At 60.7% G+C, this 22,264-nt stretch carries 20 protein-coding genes and 1 CRISPR repeat array; of the genes, 4 read left to right on the forward strand and 16 right to left on the reverse strand.

Annotated features, from left to right (window positions below; translation table 11 throughout):
• Positions 1–13 precede the first annotated feature (13 nt).
• The 3 genes from OU993_RS20350 to OU993_RS20360 form a co-directional block, all read right to left on the reverse strand.
• On the reverse strand, positions 14–1,075 hold the full coding sequence (locus OU993_RS20350; RefSeq protein ID WP_268160536.1) for an ABC transporter substrate-binding protein: 1,062 nt from the start codon (positions 1,073–1,075) through the stop codon (positions 14–16).
• A gap of 189 nt (positions 1,076–1,264) precedes the next feature.
• Positions 1,265–2,662 carry an amidase gene (locus OU993_RS20355; protein WP_268160538.1) on the reverse strand — a complete coding sequence of 466 codons (1,398 nt, stop codon included), beginning with the start codon at positions 2,660–2,662 and terminating at the stop codon, positions 1,265–1,267.
• A 30-nt stretch (positions 2,663–2,692) separates the two neighbouring features.
• The gene (locus OU993_RS20360; protein WP_268160540.1) at positions 2,693–3,742 is read right to left on the reverse strand and encodes a serine hydrolase domain-containing protein; all 1,050 of its coding nucleotides are present in this window, start codon (positions 3,740–3,742) and stop codon (positions 2,693–2,695) included.
• Positions 3,743–3,953: 211 nt separating this feature from the next.
• Between OU993_RS20360 and OU993_RS20365 the strand changes: the two genes are divergently transcribed.
• Entirely contained in the window at positions 3,954–4,667 is a 714-nt protein-coding gene (locus OU993_RS20365) for a GntR family transcriptional regulator (RefSeq protein ID WP_268160542.1), read from the forward strand.
• 62 nt (positions 4,668–4,729) lie between these two features.
• Positions 4,730–7,160: direct repeats of the CRISPR family, unit length 32 nt; unit sequence GTTTCGATCCACGCCTCCGCGAGGGAGGCGAC.
• A 219-nt stretch (positions 7,161–7,379) separates the two neighbouring features.
• Here OU993_RS20365 and cas2 read toward each other — a convergent pair.
• The 8 genes from cas2 to cas3 are packed head-to-tail and all read right to left on the reverse strand — an operon-like array spanning position 7,380 to position 15,415.
• Positions 7,380–7,670 (reverse strand): CRISPR-associated endonuclease Cas2, encoded by a 291-nt coding sequence (gene cas2 / locus OU993_RS20370; protein ID WP_268160543.1) that lies wholly within the window; start codon positions 7,668–7,670, stop codon positions 7,380–7,382.
• 9 nt (positions 7,671–7,679) lie between these two features.
• Positions 7,680–8,714, reverse strand: coding sequence for a type I-C CRISPR-associated endonuclease Cas1c (cas1c, locus tag OU993_RS20375; protein ID WP_268160544.1), 1,035 nt, complete (start codon positions 8,712–8,714; stop codon positions 7,680–7,682).
• Positions 8,711–9,385: a CRISPR-associated protein Cas4 gene (cas4, locus tag OU993_RS20380; protein WP_268160546.1), complete on the reverse strand. Its 675-nt coding sequence runs from the start codon at positions 9,383–9,385 to the stop codon at positions 8,711–8,713. Before cas4 ends, cas1c begins: the two co-directional genes overlap by 4 nt.
• 4 nt (positions 9,386–9,389) lie before the next feature.
• On the reverse strand, positions 9,390–10,340 hold the full coding sequence (gene cas7c, locus OU993_RS20385) for a type I-C CRISPR-associated protein Cas7/Csd2 (protein WP_268160547.1): 951 nt from the start codon (positions 10,338–10,340) through the stop codon (positions 9,390–9,392).
• Positions 10,337–12,118, reverse strand: coding sequence for a type I-C CRISPR-associated protein Cas8c/Csd1 (cas8c, locus tag OU993_RS20390; RefSeq protein ID WP_268160549.1), 1,782 nt, complete (start codon positions 12,116–12,118; stop codon positions 10,337–10,339). The genes cas7c and cas8c overlap by 4 nt, the downstream gene beginning before the upstream one ends.
• Positions 12,115–12,783 carry a type I-C CRISPR-associated protein Cas5c gene (gene cas5c, locus OU993_RS20395; protein WP_268160551.1) on the reverse strand — a complete coding sequence of 223 codons (669 nt, stop codon included), beginning with the start codon at positions 12,781–12,783 and terminating at the stop codon, positions 12,115–12,117. The genes cas8c and cas5c overlap by 4 nt, the downstream gene beginning before the upstream one ends.
• A complete protein-coding gene (locus tag OU993_RS20400) occupies positions 12,780–13,136 on the reverse strand; it encodes a GIY-YIG nuclease family protein (protein ID WP_268160553.1) in 357 nt (118 codons plus the stop codon). The genes cas5c and OU993_RS20400 overlap by 4 nt, the downstream gene beginning before the upstream one ends.
• Entirely contained in the window at positions 13,133–15,415 is a 2,283-nt protein-coding gene (gene cas3 / locus OU993_RS20405; protein ID WP_268160555.1) for a CRISPR-associated helicase Cas3', read from the reverse strand. Before cas3 ends, OU993_RS20400 begins: the two co-directional genes overlap by 4 nt.
• A gap of 360 nt (positions 15,416–15,775) precedes the next feature.
• On the opposite strand from cas3, the gene OU993_RS20410 reads away from it, so the two are divergent.
• Positions 15,776–16,123 carry a hypothetical protein gene (locus OU993_RS20410; RefSeq protein WP_268159913.1) on the forward strand — a complete coding sequence of 116 codons (348 nt, stop codon included), beginning with the start codon at positions 15,776–15,778 and terminating at the stop codon, positions 16,121–16,123.
• A 5-nt stretch (positions 16,124–16,128) separates the two neighbouring features.
• Here the strand turns inward: OU993_RS20410 and OU993_RS20415 are convergent, their stop codons facing one another.
• The 3 genes from OU993_RS20415 to OU993_RS20425 form a co-directional block, all read right to left on the reverse strand.
• Positions 16,129–17,802 carry an IS66 family transposase gene (locus tag OU993_RS20415; RefSeq protein WP_268159912.1) on the reverse strand — a complete coding sequence of 558 codons (1,674 nt, stop codon included), beginning with the start codon at positions 17,800–17,802 and terminating at the stop codon, positions 16,129–16,131.
• A 328-nt stretch (positions 17,803–18,130) separates the two neighbouring features.
• Entirely contained in the window at positions 18,131–18,562 is a 432-nt protein-coding gene (locus OU993_RS20420; protein WP_268160128.1) for a plasmid maintenance toxin (PemK-like), read from the reverse strand.
• The gene (locus OU993_RS20425) at positions 18,549–18,827 is read right to left on the reverse strand and encodes a type II toxin-antitoxin system Phd/YefM family antitoxin (protein ID WP_268160130.1); all 279 of its coding nucleotides are present in this window, start codon (positions 18,825–18,827) and stop codon (positions 18,549–18,551) included. The genes OU993_RS20420 and OU993_RS20425 overlap by 14 nt, the downstream gene beginning before the upstream one ends.
• Positions 18,828–18,904: 77 nt before the next feature.
• On the opposite strand from OU993_RS20425, the gene OU993_RS20430 reads away from it, so the two are divergent.
• The gene (locus OU993_RS20430) at positions 18,905–20,068 is read left to right on the forward strand and encodes a site-specific integrase (RefSeq protein ID WP_268160557.1); all 1,164 of its coding nucleotides are present in this window, start codon (positions 18,905–18,907) and stop codon (positions 20,066–20,068) included.
• A complete protein-coding gene (locus OU993_RS20435; RefSeq protein ID WP_268160559.1) occupies positions 20,069–20,452 on the forward strand; it encodes an ABC transporter ATP-binding protein in 384 nt (127 codons plus the stop codon). It begins immediately after the preceding gene.
• Positions 20,453–20,801: 349 nt separating this feature from the next.
• On the opposite strand, the gene cynS is transcribed toward OU993_RS20435, so the two are convergent.
• Positions 20,802–21,293, reverse strand: a complete 492-nt coding sequence (gene cynS / locus OU993_RS20440) for a cyanase (protein ID WP_268160561.1) — start codon at positions 21,291–21,293, stop codon at positions 20,802–20,804.
• Positions 21,294–21,333: 40 nt separating this feature from the next.
• On the reverse strand, positions 21,334–22,263 hold the full coding sequence (locus OU993_RS20445) for an ABC transporter ATP-binding protein (RefSeq protein ID WP_268160563.1): 930 nt from the start codon (positions 22,261–22,263) through the stop codon (positions 21,334–21,336).
• Between the last annotated feature and the right edge of the window lies 1 nt (position 22,264).

A 22,264-nucleotide genomic window follows, 5' to 3' on the forward strand; every position in this document is an offset into this window, starting at 1 on the left:
GCGCCCTTCATCGTCAGGCCGCCTTGATCTTCAGCGAGGCATAGAGATCGGCGTTTTCGGCAATGACCTGCTCCAGAAGCGACCAGTCGATGGCATCTTCCGTCGGCTTCTTCTTGATATAGCCCATCTCGATGAGCGAATCCGTGCGCTCCAGGATGAAGGCCTTCTGGTCACGCATATCGATGACGCTCGGCTGGGCGCGCTGGGCGATGCGTGCGTTTTCGAGCGAGGTCTTGTAATAGGTGCCGACGACCTTGCCGAGCGTGGCTTCAATATCAGCCTCGGCCATCGCCTGCGCCTTCATCATCGCTTTGATCAACCCTTTGAGGATGGCCGGATTTTCTTTCATCAGCTCCGCGCGCGAAGCCAGGATGCAGTCGGTGTAGTTCTTGCCGTAGAGATCGATGCCGTTCGACAGAAGGACCGATCCGGCCTTGTCGTTGAGCAGGGCGGTGCCGTAGGGTTCGATCACGCAGACCATGTCGATCGCGCCGGCCATGAAGCCCTCGACGGCTTCCGCCATCGAGCCGAGATAGCGCACGGTGATATCCGAGAAGGGAATGCCCTTCGCCTTCAGCCAGTCATAGGGCATGACCTCCAGCGTATCGAGCTGGAAGGTGCCGAGCGTCTTGCCCTTGAGCTTTTCCGGCGTGTCGAGGCCCGGCTGCGCGACCAGCATGCAGCCCTGCACGCCGCCGCCGGCGACGACCTTGACCGGCGCGCCTGCATCATAGAGCGCGAGGAAGCTGGTATAGGGCATCACCCCGACATCGACCATACCGGAGCCGATCATCGTCACCTGGTCGGAAAAGCTCGGGGCGATCACGAACTCGATCTCGAGCCCGTCTTCCCGGGCGAGTTGCTCAGCATGGGCGAGGAAGAGGTTCAGATTGCAGAAGCCGTTGCCATGGGTCGACTTGACCGTACCGGCGGCGGCATGGGCGGTTCCGCCGAACAGTGTCGGGGAGACGGCCATGGTGATAGTCGCGGCAGTTGCCGCCTTGAGCAGGCTGCGCCGGGAAAGATCCAGCGACTTGAAATCAGGCTTCGTCCAATGATCGTGTCTGTCACACATGTTTTCGGTTCCCTCTGAAGGTCTTGGCTTATCCGCCCGCTGCCCTCCCGAGGCCGGACGAATATAATTATGAATGCAATGTGCGTGCCAAGTAAGCTCCTCCTGCATTTCGCATTAATAATTATATTTCAGCGAGTGGCGTGGCGAGCGGCTGTGCAGGCCGCCTGTTATTGCTAGGCAACGCGCTTATTAACGAGGCATTAAGGTGTCTCCATTTGCCGCAGCCAGCGCGATCTCGATCCTTGCTGCAAGTGCCAGCAGAGCATCGTCGCTGAAACGTGGACCGATAATCTGCAGCCCGACCGGAAGTCCGCCGCGGCCGGTGCCGGCCGGTAGTGAGATCGCCGGGCAGAAGGCATGGTTGATGAGCGGCGTGAACACCGCATGCCCGCGATGCGGTACGGTGACGCCGCCGATTTCGGCAGGACCGAGTTTGCTCCACGACCAGGCCACGCACGGTGTTGTCGGGGAGAGCAGGAAATCCCAACCGCCTGCAAAGGAGCGCGCGGCTGCCCCGGCGACTGCAGTGCTCATCGATCCAGCGCGCGCGACATCGGTGGCGCTCAGTCGCAGCCCGTCTTCAATCTGTACGCCGACGTCGGGATCGAAGAGGGTCGGATCTCGCAGCCACAGATCGCCAAAGCGCGCTGCCAATCCCGCATGCTGCAACGGCATCAGGGCGGCTTCACCCGCCCCTTCCGGCCAGATGGGATCTGCCTCGCTAAGCTCAAACCCGCTTGCGCGTAAAATCTCGATTGCATGTTGGAGCGCTTCCGCGACATCCGGATCGACAGGGACATCGAGACCGAGCCTGGGGCTCCAGGCAAGCTTCGGCGAGCCTGGTAGGAGTGCTGAAGGCAGGGCCGGGACGGAGAAGGGATCGCGCGGATCGTAGCCCCGGATCGCCTCGAACAGCAGGCGAGCATCCTCAACAGTGCGCCCCATCGGACCCGCCACGCCGACCTGCGAAAGCTCCCGCTCGGAGGCCACCACGCCGCCAGACGGCTTGAAGCCGACGACGCCCGCATGGGCCGCAGGCCGCCGAGCCGAGCCGCCGCCGTCGCTGCCGAGCGCGATCGGCACATAGCCGGCGGCAAGTGCGGCTGCCGCGCCGCCGGACGAGCCGCCGGTGGTGAGGTTTGGATTAAGCGGATGGCGGGTCGGACCATAAAGCAGGTTGGTGGTGACGCCCTTACAGCCGAATTCCGACATGTTGCTGCGACCGATAATGATGGCGCCGGCCTGCCGCAGACGCGTGACGATCAGGTCGTCATCCTCCGCCACGAAGCCGGCAAACAGCCGCGACCCCTGGGTGGCCTTCCAGCCCTTGACGCGGAAATGGTCCTTGACCAGCACCGGCACGCCGGCAAGCGGGGGCTGCTCGCCCGCGGCGAGGCGCCGCGCGAGCGCATCCACCTGCGGGTCGGACAGCGCCGGATCATGATCGATCACGGCGTTGATCGTTGCATTGGTCGCGGCTATGGCCCGGTGGGCGGCGATCGTGGCGGCTCCCGGCGCTATGTCGCCGGCCCGCACGGCCGCTGCGATGGCAGCTGCCGACCGGGGAACTGAAGTAATTTCGGTCATGAGTGCTCCCTTGAAACTGGATGGCCGGTGTCAGGCGATCGCCCGCATCACGCTTTCGATGAAACCGCCGAAGGCGTCCTTGTCGAAACCATGGGCGACGGCGACGAGGTTATGCGGCGCGTCGATCCAAATGGCGTTCATGCCGACGCCGAGCGCGAAGACCGATGTCGCGGGGGCCGCAGGAAAAAGCCGCCTATCCGTGTTGAGCCACCAGAGACCCCCATAGACCGGCATCAGGTCGCAGGGCGTCAGCAGCATTGACAGCGCTTCTTGAGATACAATGCGGCGATCCTGATGCAGTCCGCCCGTCATCACGAGTTGGCCGAGGGCGGCATCCTTTTCGACGCTGGTCGCGATGCCGCCGCCCCAGTGGCCGCCGCCAACGACCACCGGGATGCTTTGGCCTTCGACATCGATCGTCGTCTCGGGAGGGTAGCCGCCCCAGTCCCAGCCTGCATCGGAGAAGGATTCGGGAAATCGCGACCGGAGGACGTCCGGCAGGGATTGTCCGAAGACATAAGTGAGGGCGAGGCAAAGGGCATTGACTCTGATATCGTTGTAATCCCAGTAGCTGCCCGGCGCGCCATAGGGCGTTGTGGCGCCGAAGCGGGCGCTGCTCTCGGTCGGAGACAGTTGTCGATTGCGATCCACCGCGTCCGGGATACCCCACAGCGTTCCCTGCCATTCGCTGGTCTGCTGGAGGAGTTGGCGCCAGCTCACAATGTCATTGGGCGGCTCAAAAGCCGACTGGGCCACGGATTGACTGACCGGCGCATCCCAGGCGGGTATCCGGCCTTCGTCCATGGCGATGGCCGCGAGCAGTCCGACATAGCTCTTGGTGACGCTGAAGACCATGTCGGCGCGAAACTGGTCACCCCAGGACGCCGTATGGTTTTCCACCCGGATCAGCCCGGCAGGCCCGACGCGATCGCGCAATCGCCCCTTGACGATATTCCACGGTGGCGGGTCGAAGGTCTGACCTTCGATAACCGCGCGGATGTCCGTAGGCCACGAGGTCGGATGAGAAACAGCGTAATCGACTGCATCCTGCAACCGCACGTCGGTGAGGCGCGTATCCATTGAAACTCCTGTGAACAACGCCCGACGCTTGCAGGTCGGGCATGAGGTCAGCAGAACCCGTGCAACAGCTGCAACGCACCACCTGAAGTATGGTGCGAAGGGACGCGCGGGGTCGAGGCGAACAGGAGGGCAGGCCGAACCGGCGCTTGTATTTATAATTACGATAATTATAAGAGCAAGACCCCCTGGGAGGGAGCACGAAGAAAACGCCATGACGACGCTGAGTACAATGAAGAAGAAGCGGCGCCCGCTGCAAGCGGCCCCCTTTCGGGAGAGCCTGCACGATTCGCTGACCGACCAGTTGCGCAACATGATCCTCAAGCACGAGTTGCAGCCCGGCGAATGGATTCAGGAAATGCAGCTTTGCGAGACCCTGGGCGTATCTCGCACACCTATGCGCGAGGCGCTGAAGGTGCTGGCTTCCGAAAAGCTCGTGGTGCTGCACCCCTATCGTGGCGCCTCGGTGGCGGAGATCGAACTGGAGGTGGTGGCCGAACTTTTCGAGGTGCAGGCGATCCTCGAGAGCCAGGCGGGCATTCTGGCCGCAGAGCGCGCCAGCGATGCCGAGGTCGCTGCCTTTTCCGCCAAGCAGGATGAAATGACCGGCTATTTCCGGGTTGGCGATCGCAGCGCCTATTTCCGCCTGAACCAGGAATTGCACACGGCCATCGTCACCATGGCCGCCAATACGCGCCTGCTGGAAAGCCATCAGTCCGTGATGACGCAAATTTCCCATGCGCGCTATGCCGCGCTGGATGAGGACAACCGCTGGCAGGTGTCGATCGAGCAGCATGCTGCGATCCGGGATGCCCTGGTCAGGCGTGACGGGCCGGCTCTGGCTGCGCATATTTTGAAACATGTCAATGACACCAAGACCGCCATCCTACGCGGTCTGGAACGGGGCGCGGCCGCAGCTGCTGGATAGAAGCTTAGTCCCGGCATTCGATGGGTCGCATCGAAGATGAATCGATCTGGCCTTCATTAGGCGTTTCGATCCACGCCTCCGCGAGGGAGGCGACCGTCAGTCACCGCCCCAGCTGATGATGACGCCTTCGTTTCGATCCACGCCTCCGCGAGGGAGGCGACGCCGGCGGCACGCCCCTGCTTGTGCAGGTTGGAGTAGTTTCGATCCACGCCTCCGCGAGGGAGGCGACCATGGCCTTGAGCTGTTTGGGTCGCGCTGTGTCGGGTTTCGATCCACGCCTCCGCGAGGGAGGCGACGAGGATCAGGCGAGAGACGCGCATCATCCCACCCTGTTTCGATCCACGCCTCCGCGAGGGAGGCGACGCGGCGGGCCGATATCGCCAAGGTCTATCGCGGGCGTTTCGATCCACGCCTCCGCGAGGGAGGCGACCGTAACCACTAAGCGTGAGTACACGTACCAGTCGGTTTCGATCCACGCCTCCGCGAGGGAGGCGACGACGGATTACCGTGCGCGATTACATTCCGGGGGTGTTTCGATCCACGCCTCCGCGAGGGAGGCGACCGTCATTCCTCGGATTCGAACCACGTCACGACGGCGTTTCGATCCACGCCTCCGCGAGGGAGGCGACCTCTTCCGCGCATCGACCCGTGCCCTTTTGGGCTGTTTCGATCCACGCCTCCGCGAGGGAGGCGACATTGCAGGCGGTGCGCGCTTTCCAGGCTGAACACGGTTTCGATCCACGCCTCCGCGAGGGAGGCGACCAGCCCGGTTAGTCGCGACACCAAAAGTTCCGATGTTTCGATCCACGCCTCCGCGAGGGAGGCGACCCTTCTGTTTCGTGCAGAATGGCCTTCGCCAACGTGTTTCGATCCACGCCTCCGCGAGGGAGGCGACGGGCGACCGCAGATCGATTGGTTGGATGATAGGAGTTTCGATCCACGCCTCCGCGAGGGAGGCGACCCGCCCGTCGCGCGTCTTATAAAAACGACCGGCCTGTTTCGATCCACGCCTCCGCGAGGGAGGCGACGATTGCGACGTCATCTGCGGTGGGTTCCCCTGCCAGTTTCGATCCACGCCTCCGCGAGGGAGGCGACACGGATCGATCGGACTAGCGACGGAGCAAGGGAGTGTTTCGATCCACGCCTCCGCGAGGGAGGCGACGTTGCGCCGAACGTGCTTGGCGCAGCTATAGGCGGTTTCGATCCACGCCTCCGCGAGGGAGGCGACTCCGCTTGAAGGTCGTGTTCTGCGTTCCTTCGCTTGTTTCGATCCACGCCTCCGCGAGGGAGGCGACAGCAGAACTTGCCTCGTCAGAACGTCGAATGGCTGTTTCGATCCACGCCTCCGCGAGGGAGGCGACAAGAGATCAAATCCTTGAAGGCAAGGATAGGGAAGGTTTCGATCCACGCCTCCGCGAGGGAGGCGACCCGCCGTCTTCCTCCCAGGCTTTAATGTTGCGCATGTTTCGATCCACGCCTCCGCGAGGGAGGCGACGCTGACAATCGCAGAAGGTCAGCTGCTCGGGAAAGTTTCGATCCACGCCTCCGCGAGGGAGGCGACCCCATCGCCCCAACCGAATGTGGTGAGATTGGAAGTTTCGATCCACGCCTCCGCGAGGGAGGCGACCGGGCCTGGGAGATAGAGCCGCGCCTCTGTCCGTAGTTTCGATCCACGCCTCCGCGAGGGAGGCGACTTCGGCTAGAGCAATGATACGGCTACCCAGGACAGTTTCGATCCACGCCTCCGCGAGGGAGGCGACAACCAACCGCGCACCACCAAGGAGACCGACATGAGTTTCGATCCACGCCTCCGCGAGGGAGGCGACCTCGGCTGTCAGGGTTTAGCCGCCGCATGTCCTTGTTTCGATCCACGCCTCCGCGAGGGAGGCGACTCGATGAAATGACACGGCGCATGCAGCTGGTGCAGGTTTCGATCCACGCCTCCGCGAGGGAGGCGACCTTGGCAAGGGACCCCACCGCCGCAGTCATCTTGTCGGTTTCGATCCACGCCTCCGCGAGGGAGGCGACTGCGGAGGTAAGCCGGGGTGTGTGCCGGCGCTGTGTTTCGATCCACGCCTCCGCGAGGGAGGCGACGTGTACGGCAAGACCCTTATGCCGTAGCCCTCAAGGTTTCGATCCACGCCTCCGCGAGGGAGGCGACTGGATCATTTAGGACGTGTCTCGTATATCGTCTGGTTTCGATCCACGCCTCCGCGAGGGAGGCGACGTCAAACTGAGGCGGATTGCTCCCTTGAGGATAGGTTTCGATCCACGCCTCCGCGAGGGAGGCGACGCGACTGCAGCGTCTCGACGGAGATCCCTGCGATGTTTCGATCCACGCCTCCGCGAGGGAGGCGACCAACCACGCCAAGACGATGTACGAGCGTGCGGTCGTTTCGATCCACGCCTCCGCGAGGGAGGCGACGGCCGTCCAATGGACATGGCTGCAATCGAATATGCAGTTTCGATCCACGCCTCCGCGAGGGAGGCGACTGTCTGGGTGTAAAACACAGTTTTTGTTATGCGGCAAAGGCCGGAAGTGCGAAGAGGATACGTTTCGGCGGTCATGCGTGGGGCAGATGGTCCGCAGAGCGAACAAGTCCTTACAATGTCAAAGATCTGGCTGCTGTGCGAACAGTCTCGAATTGTTCAGCGCGCTTATGGTTCGCACCCGAGAGGATGTAATCCGGTGATGCATGCAAAAGCGACACGTCAGATGATCAGAGGACCATTGAGGTCGGTGGCGGGTTTGGCGCCCACATGCTCCACGCGCCGTTCCCAGTTTGCACCCAGATAGTAGTAGCGCAGGCTGTCTACAGCCGGGTTGATAATCCCTTCCAGCCGTGCCTTGAGCTTCACCCATTGTGCCGGATCGACCTCGATCTCGAAGACGGAAAACTGGACACGCTGACCGTAATCACGACAGGCCTTGGCCACGGCGCGCAGCCGCGCCTGCCCCTTGCCCTCCAGCGTGTGAACGTCATAGGTCACCAGAACCAGCATGGTCTTGCCTCATTTCCAGAACCAGGGTGGATAGGCGTCAAGATCGCCGCGCAGATGTCGAGCCAGCATCTGCGCCTGCAGATAGGGCACCAGCCCGAGCGGGGCCTTTTCATCGAGAAAGACATGCAGCCGCTCCTCCCGCTTGCGCTCCTGCCAGGCGGTCAGCACAGTCTTGCGCGCATCCTCGCTCATGAGCACGGCGCCGCCCTCCTTTCGCTCGAAATCCCCGGAACGCACCTGGCGCCGGTTGATCAGCGACAGTGCGAGACGGTCGGCCAGCACGGGACGCAGTTCTTCCATCAGGTCGAGTGCCAGACTGGGTCGGCCGGGCCGGTCGCGATGCAGAAAACCGGCGGCAGGATCAAGCCCGACACTTTCCAGTGCGGAACGGCAGTCATGGGTCAGTAGTGTGTAAAGAAACGACAGCAACGCATTGACCGGATCGAGCGGCGGGCGCCGCGAGCGGCCTGTCCAGCGCAGGTCGGGGTCCGGCGAGCGGATCAGATGATCGAAGACGGAGAAATAGAGATTGGCCGCCTCTCCTTCCGAGCCTCTTAGCCTCTCCAGCGTGTCATCGGCGCGCTCCACGCGACGCAGGATCTGAGCGAGCCGCTCCGTCACAACATCAATGGCGGCACGATCTTCAAGCGTGTACTCCTCGCCATAATCGCGCAGCGCGCGCATCAACACCGCACGCTGGTTTGCAATCTTGCCGATGAGGAAGGAGCGGACCACCTCTTCCGGTGCATCACAAACGCGATATTGTGCCCGGCGCAACAGGATGTTGCCGCTGATGGGTCCCTCCAGCCGGGCCTGAAAGCGGCCGTTTCGATCCAGAAAGGTCAGCGTGATGCCCGCCGCCGCAAGCGCCGCCATCAACGGTGGCGAAACGTGAATGGCGCCGAACACCACTGCGGCGGAGAGCATGTGCAGCGGCACGCGGCTCTTCTCCATGCCGTCAATCTCGGCCACCAGGTTTTCGCCATCCTTGCGCAGAGCGGCCCCTTCGGTCGTGACGTAGATGGTGTTGAGCAGCTTCTTCATGGAGCGACTTCAGATGATGAAAGGCTGCGCTCGACCATACGCGACCGCCAGGCCCGCACCGGTTTTGCAACGGCATCCGGTCGGCACAACTCGAGAAGCGAACAGGCGCGGCAACGCTCGCGGCGCGTGGTCGGCGGCGGCGTGCGACCGGTGGCCAAGACCTCCGCCAGGGCCTGGACCGTGTCTTCGGTCAGCCGCCGCAGATCCGCATCGAATGGCACCACCACCCGGCGCTTCGTCTCGGCGTAAAACAACGCACCCTCCGGGACGGGCCGTCCTGTCATTTCCTCAAGGCAGAGCGCCTGCGCGCACAACTGCACCTCATCGGCCCGGTGCAGCTTGGGTTTGCCGCGCTTGTATTCCAGCGGGTAGGCGGTCTCCACCTCGCCCTCCTCCAGAAACTCCACCACATCGGCGGTGCCGGACAGGTTCAGCCGCCGGCAGGAAAGCGGCAGCGCCATCACGCGACGTACACCGCGGATCTTGCGCTTGCCGCCCTTGTCCGCCACCGCATGCAACACATTGCCTTCGGCGGTGAAACGATTGTCCGCCCAGGCGCGCTCGATATGGATGAGAGCGGCCTGCCTGAGACAATAGACGGCGTGCTGCAGGGCCGAGAGCGGGATGGGCTCCCGCTCGTCCACAAGCAACGTGACCGCCTCGCCCGCCATGGCGTCACAGCTTTTCGATGATCTCGACACCGTCTGGCAGGTTGTCCCGGTCGATGGTGACGAGGTAATCGGAGAAGGCGCGGGCGGGCGGCAGATTGTCCAGGCGGCTGTCGATAGTACGGAATTCACCATCTACATTCCGACCAATCCGAATCCGCTCAAACAGGCTGTGGGCCGGCGCGTTGCCCAAAGCATTCCCGTGCTTGAAGACAATCAATTTGCGGGTCGCCATCTCGCCGCGGGCAGCGGACCGATCATGTTCGAACATGCTGCCCAGTGCCTCAAGGAGAAGCTCAAAATCCGCCTCGGAAAAGCCCGTGCGCTCCGCGAACTTGGCTGAAATGAACCCATGTGCGACATAGAGTCCGTAAGGCACGATATGCTTGCGGCCCATCGTTCTGTTGTCGGTGCGATCACTGGAATCGTCGCCCTCCGCCTTCTGCTTCTTTTCCGCCTCGTTGGTCGCGGCCATGCGGGTGATGGAAATTTCGAGCGGCAAGATCGGCTCGACCGACCGGGCGAAGCTCATCTGCACCGGTCCCTTGACCTGGCCGCAATTGACCCCGGTGGACATCACCGCTCCGAAGGTGCGCACGTCGAAGAAATTGTCGCACATGAAGGCATTGAGTTTCTTTGCCTCGGCATCGTCATTCGGATTGAGCTTCGGGGTCTTGTCGACCTTGGGGTCGTCCTTGCGCACAGCCCGATAAGCCTGACGATGTTTCTCGTTGAGGATCGCGCCTTCTTCGACATAGATGTGGAAGCCATCCTGCCCGTGGCGGGCAAGATCCACATAGTTGCGGATCTTGCGCTTCAGGCTGACGTCCGTCACCAGGCCGCGATTGGTCTCCGGATCAAGTCGCGGCAGATTGCCGGCATCGGGATCGCCGTTCGGATTACCATTGATGACCTCGAAAACGAGAACAAAGTCATAGCGGTTGGTGATCGTGGTCATGCTGTTTCCCCCTCGGGTGCCAATTCCGTTGTCTTTTTGAAGAAATCGCTGCGCTGATGGTGATAGCCGAGCCCGAACCAGGCCTGCTCCTGTGCGGTCAGGGACACCGGGAAGGGATCGCGTACCGGATCCTCTGATGGCGTCATCAAATCCATGATGCCCCTGAGCGCTTTCTGAAGGTTCACTTCCCGGCCCGGGCTGGTCTTGCGAACCTTGGCAAGGTGGTTTGACGAACCGCTTTCCAGCACCGCAAAAACCTTACGCGGCGTGGCCGAAGCCGAACCATAGAACTTGTCCTTGATCGTGGCATTGACCTTGCCGCCCAGAGCGGCGCGCTGAATTTCCTCATAAAGGGCAAAGAGCCGTCCGAGAAGATAGCCCCTGTTGGTATTGTCCGGGTCCAGTGCCACGGGTGCCTCCATCTTGAAATTGCGGATGAGCAGAGCTTTGAGAATACCCGCCCTCAGCGCATTGACCTCGCCATCGGCGCGGATGCGGGTCAGCACCGATGACATGAGCGTCAACGGAAAGGCGGTTCCAGTCAGAATGGCGCGCATCCACTCGCCGGCGAGATTGGGCGTGACGTTTTCTCGCTTTCCGAGCACCGCCGTTTCCAGAAGATAACGCCAGAGCGGCGGTACTCCCTCGCGCGGCGGCGGTTCAACGTGCATGTCGGACAGAAACCGCTGGTAATTGGCCGTGAGGTGTCCAAAGTCGTCTTCGAAGTAGAAGCGCACCGAAAGCCGAGCGGCATTGGGCGCAAGTCCGAGAATGAAGAAGCGCACGCCCTCCGTCAGCCTTGGCTCGATCTGGCCGAGCGGCATTCCCTGGCGAATCTGTTCCAGTTTCGTCGCGATTTTTCGTGCGGAAGCCCTTTCCTCGGCTTGCCTGTCCTCTTCGCTCACTCCGGTATCGTCGAAGAACAGGCCAAAGATCGCCTCGGCCTCCGTTGCCGCCTCGATGTCCGTCGCATCCGCCCAAAACACCGTCGAGGCATCGGCGATCTGAATGCGGTGGCCGCTGTCGCGTTCGAGGAAACGGTTGAGGGCCGTAGTATAGGCAAAGGCAGCAGCCTCCGAGACGGGGGCGTTATCGCCCTGTTCGTGGCCGTAGGATGTGAAGGCGTCGAGATTGAAGGAAACGATAGAACCGCCGGCGACCTGCCCACCCCACACACCTTTAATTGCCTGATGAAGTCGCGCCACGGGAGCGCGATGCCCCGTTACTAGACAGACTTGCGTATCCTCTCCATCAGAACTGGAGATTCGAGACCAGATTTGCCGTGCTTCAGACCGATCATGGAGAAATCCAATGTGACGCTCGCTCTCCAACGCGAAAACAACGTTTTGGTCCTTCAGGTCTTCTGGCCAGCGAGGCGGCTGGAATTCTTTCGGATCCCATTCTTCGAGAAAATGCTTGAAAGCCAATAATCCAATGTCACTTGTGTCTTTCAACGCAGAAAAATGAAGCTCTTTGAATGCAGTGTGCCTGCTTGCGCAGTCCTTTGACTCATCGGAACTGACACCCAAGACATAAGCAGAGTTATCCCAGAGGAAGAACGCACGAGGCGTCACCCCCGGACGCTTGAACGAAGCCGGGACTGGAAGCAGTCTGAGCCGCGCCTTTTTCCCCTCCCCTTCCCGCCAGTCGATGACATCGAACACGCTGCCGTCCTCGTTCAATGAAATCACAAAGCCAATTTTTTCCGAGGAAAACCCGAAGGGCGGCGCATCCGGCAGGCGGTCATAGGCTTTGGCAAGCGCAGACAGAATGGTCATCGCAGCACCTCGCGCGAGGCATGATGCGGCACGCGCACCACGCCGTTTTCCATCTTTGCACGGAAGAACAGAGACGGACGATCCTTCGTCTGATGATCGATGTCAAACAGCATGAAGCCGAGGTCGCGGCTCTCATCAAGGGCACGCGGCAGGTCTGCCTTCGGGTCCAGCAACTCGAAATGCGCGGCGAATTCGCGCGTACCGAGGCAGGGCTGGTGAAAACACTGCCCCCTGGAGGCGCGGCGATTGAAGGTGTCGAGATGCTTGCCCTCGTTATCTTCGGGCCCGGCCTTGTCGGTCAACTCGAAATGCGCCTCGATGACGTAAGCAGGCTTCACCAGCACCAGGGACGCTCGCTGCTGGCGGTCTTCGTCCACGAGGAGGTTCAGACCCTCCAGATCGCCGCGCTTCATGGCGGACTTGATCTTGCCCGCCGGCGCCTTGTGGCCCACCTCGTTGCGGCGGATGGATTGAAAGCGGATCGGCTCCAGCACGTGGATGGCATCGACAACCCAGCGGATGGCCGGCTTCCAGTGAATGGCTTCCAATATGCCGCGCGCCGCCGATGGCGTCATCACGTCATAGGAAACGCGCTCCACCTTCATCTCAGGACGCGTGAAGCAGGCGTAGTCGCCCGAGACTTTGAGACGAATTCCGTAGGTCAAGAGTTTGCCTCATTGAAATAACATTGCGAAACAGGATTATTGACTTTCTGTTTGAATCGCGGAGATCGATTGTATCCAATCGTGGGGTCGTTCGCAGACAGCCTTCTAATGAAGCCCATCTCAACGCGGCGAACCTCTGCGTCAGAAGCCGTCTGAGTTTCCCAGAGAATTTCGCGCGAAATCGTCATTGTGCGCCTATCCTCGCGCGACGGGTAATCAGCCTCGATATCGCGCAGCGCGAGACCGGAAGGACTGCCAAAATAGTGAACATTGTCCGTGAGATCACTGCCGACATAAATTTTGCCATTCGGCCAAGTGATCTTGTAAACTACCTTGAACCTCTGCTTGCTCACCACATAAAATCCTCCGCAGCCAGATATTCTGCATCCTCCCAGATCAGACCGAGGCCGTCACGATAGAGGCTGTCCTTCTTCAGCACCGCGAACTGATCGCCGCGCAGTTCTGTCGCCAAAAATTCCACATGACCGCAGGCTCGCAGCCGCTCCCGCGCCTTCGGTGGCACCTGCACGCTGAAGGCCTGGAGCTTTCGAGCCAGAAGACCGCTTGAGACCGCCTCCACATTCAGCTTTCCCACCCAATCCTTCGCCTCATCCTCGATTGCGATGATGACCGGCACCAGCCCGCTTTCGATCATGCGGAAATCCTGTCCCACCTGGCGGTAGGAGAAATCAGTGAGTTCATTCGGGTTGAACTTTGAAATATTGAATCGGCCGCGAATGCCCTTGCCATCCAACCCCTCTTGTCCCACCCGCCAATAGACCTCGCCGAAATAGTCGGCGATGGCAGCAGGCATCGTCAGATCCTCGTGCTTGTCGATGATCCTCTTCATGTCGCCGATCAGGCCTTTGATCTCGCGTGGCGGCGCATATTGCGGCGGCGCGAAGACGGAGACGAAGCTGGCATCGCGCGGCCGCGTTCCCTCGCGGTTCACCCGGCCAGCCGCCTGGATGATCTGGTCAAGCCCGGCTTCGGCCCGAAGCGCCGCCGGAAAATCCACATCCACGCCCGCCTCGATCAGGCTCGTGGCAATCAGCCGACACGGCGCGCCGGATTTTAGCCGTCTGTGCACCTCCTGCAGCATTGTCCGACGGTCGGCGGCGTATTGGCGAGTTGTCAGGTGCATCACGCCATCAAGCCCAGCCGCCTGTGCCTGCTTATAGAGGTCCAAGGCATGGCGGCGGCTGTTGACGATCACCAGCATCTGCTCGCACTCCGCCAGTTGCGTGATGAGATCATCATTCTCCATGGCGCCCGCATGGCGGATGCGTGTCCGGCCAAGCCGGCGGGCAAGATTTTCCGGATCGGGCGCAAGCTCCCGATCCGGCGAGAGCGGCAAGCCAAATGGAAACGCATCCGTTTTACCAAGTGCCGGCTGGGTGGCCGTGCACAGAATGATGGAGCAGCCATAGCGCTCGGTGAGTTCCTCCAGGGCGCGCATCACCGGCAGCAGCAGAGGCCGCGGCAGGGTCTGGGCCTCATCCAGCACGATCACGGAATTGGCAATGTTATGCAGCTTGCGAGCACGAGACGGTCGGGCGGAGAACAGGCTTTCGAACAGTTGCACAGTGGTCGTGACGATGACCGGAGCCGCCCAATCCTCCATTGCCAGCTTCAGCTTGTCACGCCGCTCCCGTGCTTGAAACTTCTCCTCATCGATATTCGAGTGATGCTCCAGCACATGCTCCTCGCCCAGCACGCTACGGAAGATCGCCGCCGTCTGGTCGATGATGGAGGTAAAGGGAATGGCGTAGATGATGCGTTGATGGCCATGGGCTTTGGCATGATCCAGCGCGAAGCCGAGCGAAGCGAGCGTCTTGCCGCCGCCGGTTGGCACGGTCAGGGTGAACAGACCCGGCCGTTCCTCGGCCTTGCTGCGCACCTGCGACAGGATGTGGGCGCGCAGATCGTTCAGGTCCCGGCCCTTGCCGGAGGTCACCGACCGACCGGAAAAGCGAGCCATGTGCACCTCAAAGCGCGCCAGAAAATCTGGGATCAGGTCTTGCAGAAGCGGCCATTCGCGATCGGCCTGCCTCTCGCCCTGAGAGACATAGAAGGCCTCCGTGTCCTTGAAATCTGCATCAACCAGACAGGAGAAGATCATGCGGCCGACGAAGGATAGAGTAAAACCTTGGCGCTCCCGGTCCTTGACCGCAAAGCGCCTCAGTTCCTCTCCCATGCCAGAGATGCGAGCAGCAAGGTCGTCCCCCAACTCCTTTCGCCAAGCGTCGGCGATCCTGAGAGGATGCCCGATCCGCAGGTTGAAACTTCCGCCTGTGGTATTGTCGCGATCTGGCAGGCCCGCATGATGGCCGAGAATGGCATAGGCGATGATTTCAGCCATTGCCTTGTCCGGCCCTTGCGCAAGATCGCGCAGCACCTGCGCACCGGCCGTCGAATGTTCCACCGATGCGCCCCGTCCTGCGATATAGGCCTGAAAGGCAGGATCATATTTGCCGACATCATGAAACAGACCGGCGATATAAGCTGCGCGCGCCAAACCGGTCTTCTCGCCGAAACTGCTGGAAAGCCGGGCCACGTTCAGCAGATGCGCATCAAGCCTCTGCCAATCACTCCCGTCTCCGCAATTACCGCTGTGACCAAAGTAAATCACAGTCCAACCTATCGGTCGCCGCCTTAAACAGCGACCGCCCCCATGAATGCGTTTTGCAAAACTGTTATTGTATAAATTTGGGAACTTCACAATCCAAGGATGCGGCAGGATCACGTAAATCGCTGCGGCACGTTACATTTCCCGATGAGCATTACGACAAACCGCGTGCAGAATTTTCAGCTTACGGCTTCAATTGAAATCGCTAGCTAAAATCCACACCGGATTAGCCCCGCTTCCTAACCGTGGTAAGCGGGGCAGATTCGGTGGCGGTGCCCGAAAACAGGCCGGTGTCCGGTTGCCTGCTAGCGGCGCTATCGGCATGGTAGCCGTAACGCCGAACAGGAGGGTAGGGCACAACGCATGAGGCAGATCGATATCGACAGCCTGGACGAGGCGACCCTTATCGAACTCAACGCACGCATCGTCGAGCGTCTGCAGTATTTGCATCACCAGCGAACCACGGCGGCCCTGCAAGACATCAGGGTGGGGAGCGGCGTGGAGTTTGAAGGCCCTGGCGGCGCTCTGGTCCGGGGTGTCGTGATCCGTCGCAACAAGAAGACGGTGACGGTGCATGCCGATGATAACCGTCAATGGAATGTTTCGCCGACACTGCTGAAGCCCACCGGCGTCCACGTGCTCGACACCGCGGGTCAGATCCAGTCCGACGACGGCAAGGTCGTGTCCTTCCCGAAGCCAGACCGTCGGTGATGCGCTCAGGATCTGGCAACGATCATCGTGGCCAGTTGGGGAATGGCTGGGTGCGACGTGCCGATCCCCAGCCGATCGCCCAGATAGTGCCAGAACGACAGACCAAGCTTCTGGCAGGTCTTGGAAAGGCCCAGCATGCTGTCGCGCGCCTGGCGCCCATTGCGACTGACCGTCCCTCCGGAAATCTTCCGCTTGATGACAAAGCCACGCAGATCTCGCTCCGACGCATTGGTGTGGAGCGGGATTTCGGGCCGCTCCAGAACCCTGAGCAGCTCCGGCTTGCGGCGCTTCAGCCGAGCAAGGAGCTTGTCGAGGTCACCATAGCCGGTCTGGATCGAGAAAATTCGATCAAACCGGACCTGAAGACCGTGAGCTGCACGTTGGCTGGGACTTCGCTGATAGTTTTTCAGCTGCTTGTAAAAGAGCCAGATCAGCTCGCGGAGGGTTTCGACGTGTTTTACCTGGCGCGGCGTTGCCGGCATCAGCTTGTGCAGCAATCGCTCTGCGTGGACCCAGCACAGCGCGTGGGTACCGACCCGAAACTGCCCGGCATCGTCGGAGACGATCACTGCCTTGCCGACCAGCCCATGATGGCGGATGGCACCCCAGATGCCGGCCTCGGCGAACGGGCGGATGATGTCCCTGTCGAAAATGTCGATACCATGTTCAGCCAGATAGGCGAGAAACGGAACTTGATTGGCAAACCGCCGCGGTTCGTTTCTCTTCAGCCGCGCCAGAAGGGCAGGGTCCACCTGCCGGTCTTCGAGAAAAGCGAAGGCGGCATCGTTGAGGATATAGTCCTGATAGCTGCCGCGCAGCAGGGCCAGGAAGTTCAGTCGCGACTTCGAAGACGTCGTGCGAAAGGCGGTGAAATGCTCACCGCCGATATGCGTCGTATAAACATTGCGGTTGGCGTGACGGGCACCGGTGTCGTCGACCGTCACAAAAGGCGCAGAGACGAGGCCGGCGTGGAGCACGGCTGCATCCTCGGCATGAAAGCCATCCAGCCTCTCTGTGAGAAAGCGGACCACCTGACGTTTGGAGATTTCGACACCAACGTCGTTGAGCAAGGTCGTCATTCGCTGCGTCGTGACTTGGCCATGCGCATGGAGCATCAGACAAAACCGTCGCAGATTGGGCCCAAAGCCACCTCGTATCCCCGCAGGCAACGGCGCGATGATGGTGTCTCCCTCCGGCGTTACCCAGCATTCCCGACGGTAACGAACCACCTCGACCCTGAGCACCAGATCCCGGACGAAGCAGTCCTTGTAGCCCTTGAAGCGCGATCCAACTGGCACGCTGACAGGCAGTACCTCTTCACGCGTCACCCGCTTCGTGTCGTTCTTCGGCCCTCGCGGCCGGGACGCCGGATCTTTGCCGGTGAGCGTCTTGTCACCGGTCGCCTTCTCCATTCCCGACGGTCTGAAGGGTGGGCGCGGCGGCAGGTTTTTCAGGCGCGCAATCTCGTCACGCAGAAGCTGGTTGTCGATCTTCAGCCGGGTGTTCTCGAGCCTGAGCTGGTCGTTCTCATCCCGAAGCCTTTGGTTCTCAGCTACGAGCTTCTCAATCCGGGCGTCTGCCCGATCAGCCCGCTCCACCAGACCCGTCACGAGTTCTCGCAGCGCCTTCAGCGACAGCGTGTCGGCATGCTCGGCCATGGGCAGGCGGCGCTTCGTCATGAAAGAAGAATCTCATGATTTGCAGAAAACAGGAATCCCTCCTGCCACCGGATTTGCTCCAGGTACCTAACCGTGCCGATCAGTTGGGAATTTTAGCTGGGCATAAGACACGGAAATTATGGTAAATCTTTCGTTAAACGGAAGGTACTGATGACTTTGTGTCCCTCACTGATCAATTCCGTAGAAATGACTTATAACAACCGATAAGTAACCCTTATCGGTGGTTATTGATCTGACGACTCCGAAGTCCTAAAGTCGTGGCAAATCACTGTGAAGATCACTGCTGGACGCGCAGAACTCGAGGGCGAACAAAAGGATGAAGAACAGCTCAGTCGCTGCGAATGGTCGCCTTGTGACGCTGGCTTCTGGCGAGCTCAACGAACCGACGTTTCACCTCTTCGAAGAGCGCCGGAGGCAGCGGCCCGTGATATCCGCTCTCGCTGTCAACAGGGCGAACATCGGGCCCCGGCCAGACGAAACGATTGCTTTCGGTCAACACGATCCAGGATCGCTCGTCATCGAGACCCAGGCGGCGTTTGGTAGCCGGCGGGATTTCGACTGCGTCGCTGGGATCGGACGGTGGGGAATGCGTGATCGGCAGAACACGTACTGCAGGTGTCCCGTCCTGAAGCGTCGCAACAATGGCCAGCACGAGAGCCGGGCGATCCTTGTCCCCCTCCTCTCGTCCGTCCAGATACTGCCAATGCCAGAGATAGGAATAGCGGAAAATCCAGCCGACCTTGGGTTCAATCGGCAGCATTCTTGTCCATCAGCAGTTCGGCATTGAGATGATCCAGGCCCGGCTCCATTGTCGAAGCCTCGATCGCGGCAAGTTCGTCGTCACTGATCGCAGCCGTCAGATCGACCCGACGGTCCCGCTTGGCGAGACGAAGGTAATCCTCGTAGGCCATGAGCACCGTGCGCGGCCGGCCGTTCTTGGTGATGATCACTGGCTCTCGCACGGCCGCATCCTGGTAGGCACCAAAGTTCTTCGAAACCGCAGCTGCTGTCACAGTCGACGTCATGGCAAATCTCCTTTTTTCCGGAATATACGGGCTTTCCGGAACTTTTTCAAATGTGCTCCTGAAAGTGACGGAATACGATGACGCGAAAGCAACTAACATCCAAATCGACCGACGATGTGGTTACGCGACGTGTGGAAGAACTCGATACCATCGCTGCCGTACTCCCAATGGAACGCCGTGACGAATTGGCTGAGCTCCTGACGGACCAGGATGTCGAGACGCTCCGTCATCTCGTCAACGAAGGCATGGGCGCAAATACACTGCGCGCGCTCACCTCCGATCTCGCCTACCTGCAGGCCTGGTCGCTGGCGGCATCAGGACGGTCACTCCCCTGGCCCGCGCCGGAAGCGCTGCTGCTGAAGTTTGTCGCTCATCACCTCTGGGATCCGGAAAAGCGTCTGACGGATCCGGATCATGGCATGCCGGCCGAGGTCGAGGACAAGCTTCGCCTCCAAGGGTTTCTCCGTTCTTCAGGCCCCCATGCACCCGACACCGTGCGCCGACGTCTGGCAACCTGGTCGACGCTGACCAAATGGCGCGGACTGCAGGGTGCCTTCACCTCCACTGCCCTCAAGTCGGCCATCCGGCTGGCGGTGCGTGCAACGCCACGCCCGAAGCGGCGCAAGAGCGCCAAGGCCGTGACAGGCGATGTCCTGTCGAAGCTGATTGGCACCTGCCGGACCGGCAGCCTGCGCGATGTCAGGGACAAGGCGATCCTCATGGTTGCCTTTGCCTCCGGTGGGAGGCGCCGCAGCGAAGTGGCGGGGCTGCGTAAGGAGCAGTTGGTCATGGAAGCGCCGATCCCTGTTGAAGGATCAGCTCCCCTGCCCTCGCTGTCCATCCATCTCGGTCGCACCAAGACCAGCGGCGCCGACGCCGACGAGATCGTCTACCTCACTGGCCGGCCCGTCGATGCGCTGGATGCCTGGCTAAAGCTTGCCAGGATCGACAGCGGCAGTGTGTTTCGCGCCATTGATCGCTGGGGAAATGTCTCACAACGTGCTCTGGATCCAAAAGCGATCAACGACATCGTCAAGCAGCGCGCCGCCATGGCAGGGCTGGACCCGGCGGAGTTTTCTGCACACGGATTGCGCTCCGGTTATCTGACCGAAGCAGCCAATCGCGGCATTCCCCTGCCTGAAGCCATGGAGCAGTCACGCCATCGATCCGTCCAGCAGGCATCGGAATACTACAACAGCGCGACCAGGCGGAGTGGCAGAGCGGCTAGGCTGATTGATTGATTGAGAAGCTACCCGTCGCAACTTTCGGGCGGGATGCGCCAGCGCGCTTCCATTGCGCGCTCGCTCTGTTATCGGCCCGAGGTGCTGCTCATGGACGAACCCTTCGGCGCACTCGATGATTTTACGCGCAGGGAAATGAGTGAGGAACTGTTGCGGATCTATGCCGAGCAACAATGTTCCGTTTTCTTCGTAACCCATTCGCTGCCGGAAGCTGTTCTGCTTTCCGACCACATCGTGGTGCTGAAGCCACGCCCCGGAAGGGTTCAGTCAATCATTGACATAGCCCTGCCTCGTCCGCGAAGTGCGAATGTCCGCAGCAGCTCTGAATTCCGTCGCTATCTCGATCAGCTTGAAGTGATGATCTTTGGAGATGGACATGCGTGAACGCACCGACAAAGGCTTCGACTATCGCATCCAGGCAGCTGTCCTCGCATACCTGCCGCCACTTCTGCTCTTTCTGCTAGTAAGCGCCTTGTGGGAGTGGATCGTCCATGCCCGCCCGCCGGAAGGATGTTTATGGCCTACGGAAGGATCGCGGGCCGAGAACCCGGTTTTTCGACGAAGGCGATTACGTAACTGCCGACCTGCTGGGCCTTGCCTTAGGAAGACCTTCTGTCGGCTGCCCGTCGATGCATTACAGTCGGGTCGGCCGGCGCACTTTGCCGCGCGCAGTGGCCGGTAGATACCACGCAGGCAAGAGCCCGCGCGGCCGTCTCGTGGCAATTCTAGTGACCTACGGTTTCTGTTTGTAGCCGAGCGCGGGCGCTCCGTTTCGCGGACTATGGTAGCGATAGGGCAGGAACTTGCCGTTCATTGTAATTTTCACGCGATCGCCGGCATCGTTGGGCTCGCGCTCCAGCTTCAAATCGAAGTCGATGGCCGACATGATGCCGTCGCCGAATTCCTCATGGATCGCTTCCTTCATGCTCGGACCGAACACCATCATCGCCTCGAAGAAGCGGTAAAGCGTCGGATCGGTCGGCGGGGTGAGCGAACTCTCCCCGCGATAGGGAACCTCCATCAGCATCTTGCGTTCGCTGTCGGTGAGGTCGAACAAGGCTGCCGCCTTCTCCGCCTCGCGCTTCGGCAGCGGCATCTGTCCGAGAAGGGCGGTGATCAGGAACAGTTTCGAATAGCCGCCGATCGCATCCGCGATCGCTTCCCAGGTCAGGTCCTTGTCGCGCTTGACGTCGAGGATCTTCTCGACCAACTCATGTCTCTGCATTCTCTGTCCTTTCATGGATTGTGAAGTTGGGGCAAGCGGATTAGACGCCGCTGCCAATCTCGACGACGGGAGGCCTTTTCGCCGACCAACCGGCCTGTGTGGCCGCTTCCACGTCGAAGCTGCCGGAGCGGCTGACGAGAAAGTCCATCAGGTGGTTGCGGATGTCGTAATAGCCTGGCAGGTGATGGAGTTCGTTGCGGGCGCGCTCACGCGGCATCGTGTTCCTGACAATTTCCGCGACCCTGGCATTCGGCCCGTTGGTCATCAGCACGATCCTGTCGGCCAGATAAATCGCCTCGTCGACATCGTGGGTGATCATCAACACTGTCTGCTCGGTCTCGACACAGATCTTACGCACCTCGTCCTGCAGGGTGCCACGTGTAAGCGCGTCGAGCGCTGAAAAGGGCTCATCCATCAGCAGCATCTTAGGTTCGATCGACAGCGCCCGGGCAATGCCGACGCGCTGCTTCATGCCACCCGACAATTCGCTCGGGCGCTTGTCGAGCGCATAGCTTAGCCCGACCTTGGCGATGAAGGAGGCCGCGTGCTCGCGCACCTTAGCGCGCGACCAGCGCGGATTGCGGGCAGAAACAGCATAGGCGACATTGCCGAGCACCGTCATCCATGGCAGCAGGGCATGGCCTTGGAAGATTACGGCCCGGTCGAGCGACGGGCCGGAGATTTCACTGTCGTCAGCGATGACGGTGCCCTCGGATGCCTCGGAAAGACCCGCCAGGATGTTGAGGACAGTGGTCTTTCCACAGCCGGAATGGCCGAGGATGCAGACGAACTCGCCCCTTTCGATGAACAGCCATATATCCTCGAAAATGGTGACCGGCGCACCGCCGCGTTTCGGGTAACACTTGGCTAGACCTTCGATCGAAATCATCTTGCGCCCGGATTTACGGTCTGCAATGTCGGCGGTCTCAGTGCATGCGCCCTTCGGCATCAACTTCAAAATGGTGTTCATG

It is taken from the genome of Rhizobium sp. SL86, from assembly GCF_026672545.1.
GTDB lineage: Bacteria > Pseudomonadota > Alphaproteobacteria > Rhizobiales > Rhizobiaceae > Neorhizobium.

Bases quoted from the DNA above. Each gene is read 5' to 3' on its own strand.
- OU993_RS20360 (WP_268160540.1), bottom strand. From the start codon at position 3,742: ATGGATACGCGCCTCACCGACGTGCGGTTGCAGGATGCAGTCGATTAC.
- OU993_RS20410 (WP_268159913.1), top strand. From the start codon at position 15,776: ATGAGGCAGATCGATATCGACAGCCTGGACGAGGCGACCCTTATCGAA.
- OU993_RS20430 (WP_268160557.1), top strand. From the start codon at position 18,905: ATGACGCGAAAGCAACTAACATCCAAATCGACCGACGATGTGGTTACG.
- OU993_RS20365 (WP_268160542.1), top strand. From the start codon at position 3,954: ATGACGACGCTGAGTACAATGAAGAAGAAGCGGCGCCCGCTGCAAGCG.
- cas4 (WP_268160546.1), bottom strand. From the start codon at position 9,385: ATGGCGGGCGAGGCGGTCACGTTGCTTGTGGACGAGCGGGAGCCCATC.
- cas2 (WP_268160543.1), bottom strand. From the start codon at position 7,670: ATGCTGGTTCTGGTGACCTATGACGTTCACACGCTGGAGGGCAAGGGG.
- cynS (WP_268160561.1), bottom strand. From the start codon at position 21,293: ATGCAGAGACATGAGTTGGTCGAGAAGATCCTCGACGTCAAGCGCGAC.
- OU993_RS20350 (WP_268160536.1), bottom strand. From the start codon at position 1,075: ATGTGTGACAGACACGATCATTGGACGAAGCCTGATTTCAAGTCGCTG.
- cas7c (WP_268160547.1), bottom strand. From the start codon at position 10,340: ATGACCACGATCACCAACCGCTATGACTTTGTTCTCGTTTTCGAGGTC.
- OU993_RS20415 (WP_268159912.1), bottom strand. From the start codon at position 17,802: ATGACGAAGCGCCGCCTGCCCATGGCCGAGCATGCCGACACGCTGTCG.
- OU993_RS20445 (WP_268160563.1), bottom strand. From the start codon at position 22,263: ATGAACACCATTTTGAAGTTGATGCCGAAGGGCGCATGCACTGAGACC.
- OU993_RS20355 (WP_268160538.1), bottom strand. From the start codon at position 2,662: ATGACCGAAATTACTTCAGTTCCCCGGTCGGCAGCTGCCATCGCAGCG.
- OU993_RS20420 (WP_268160128.1), bottom strand. From the start codon at position 18,562: ATGCTGCCGATTGAACCCAAGGTCGGCTGGATTTTCCGCTATTCCTAT.
- cas1c (WP_268160544.1), bottom strand. From the start codon at position 8,714: ATGAAGAAGCTGCTCAACACCATCTACGTCACGACCGAAGGGGCCGCT.
- cas8c (WP_268160549.1), bottom strand. From the start codon at position 12,118: ATGACCATTCTGTCTGCGCTTGCCAAAGCCTATGACCGCCTGCCGGAT.
- OU993_RS20425 (WP_268160130.1), bottom strand. From the start codon at position 18,827: ATGACGTCGACTGTGACAGCAGCTGCGGTTTCGAAGAACTTTGGTGCC.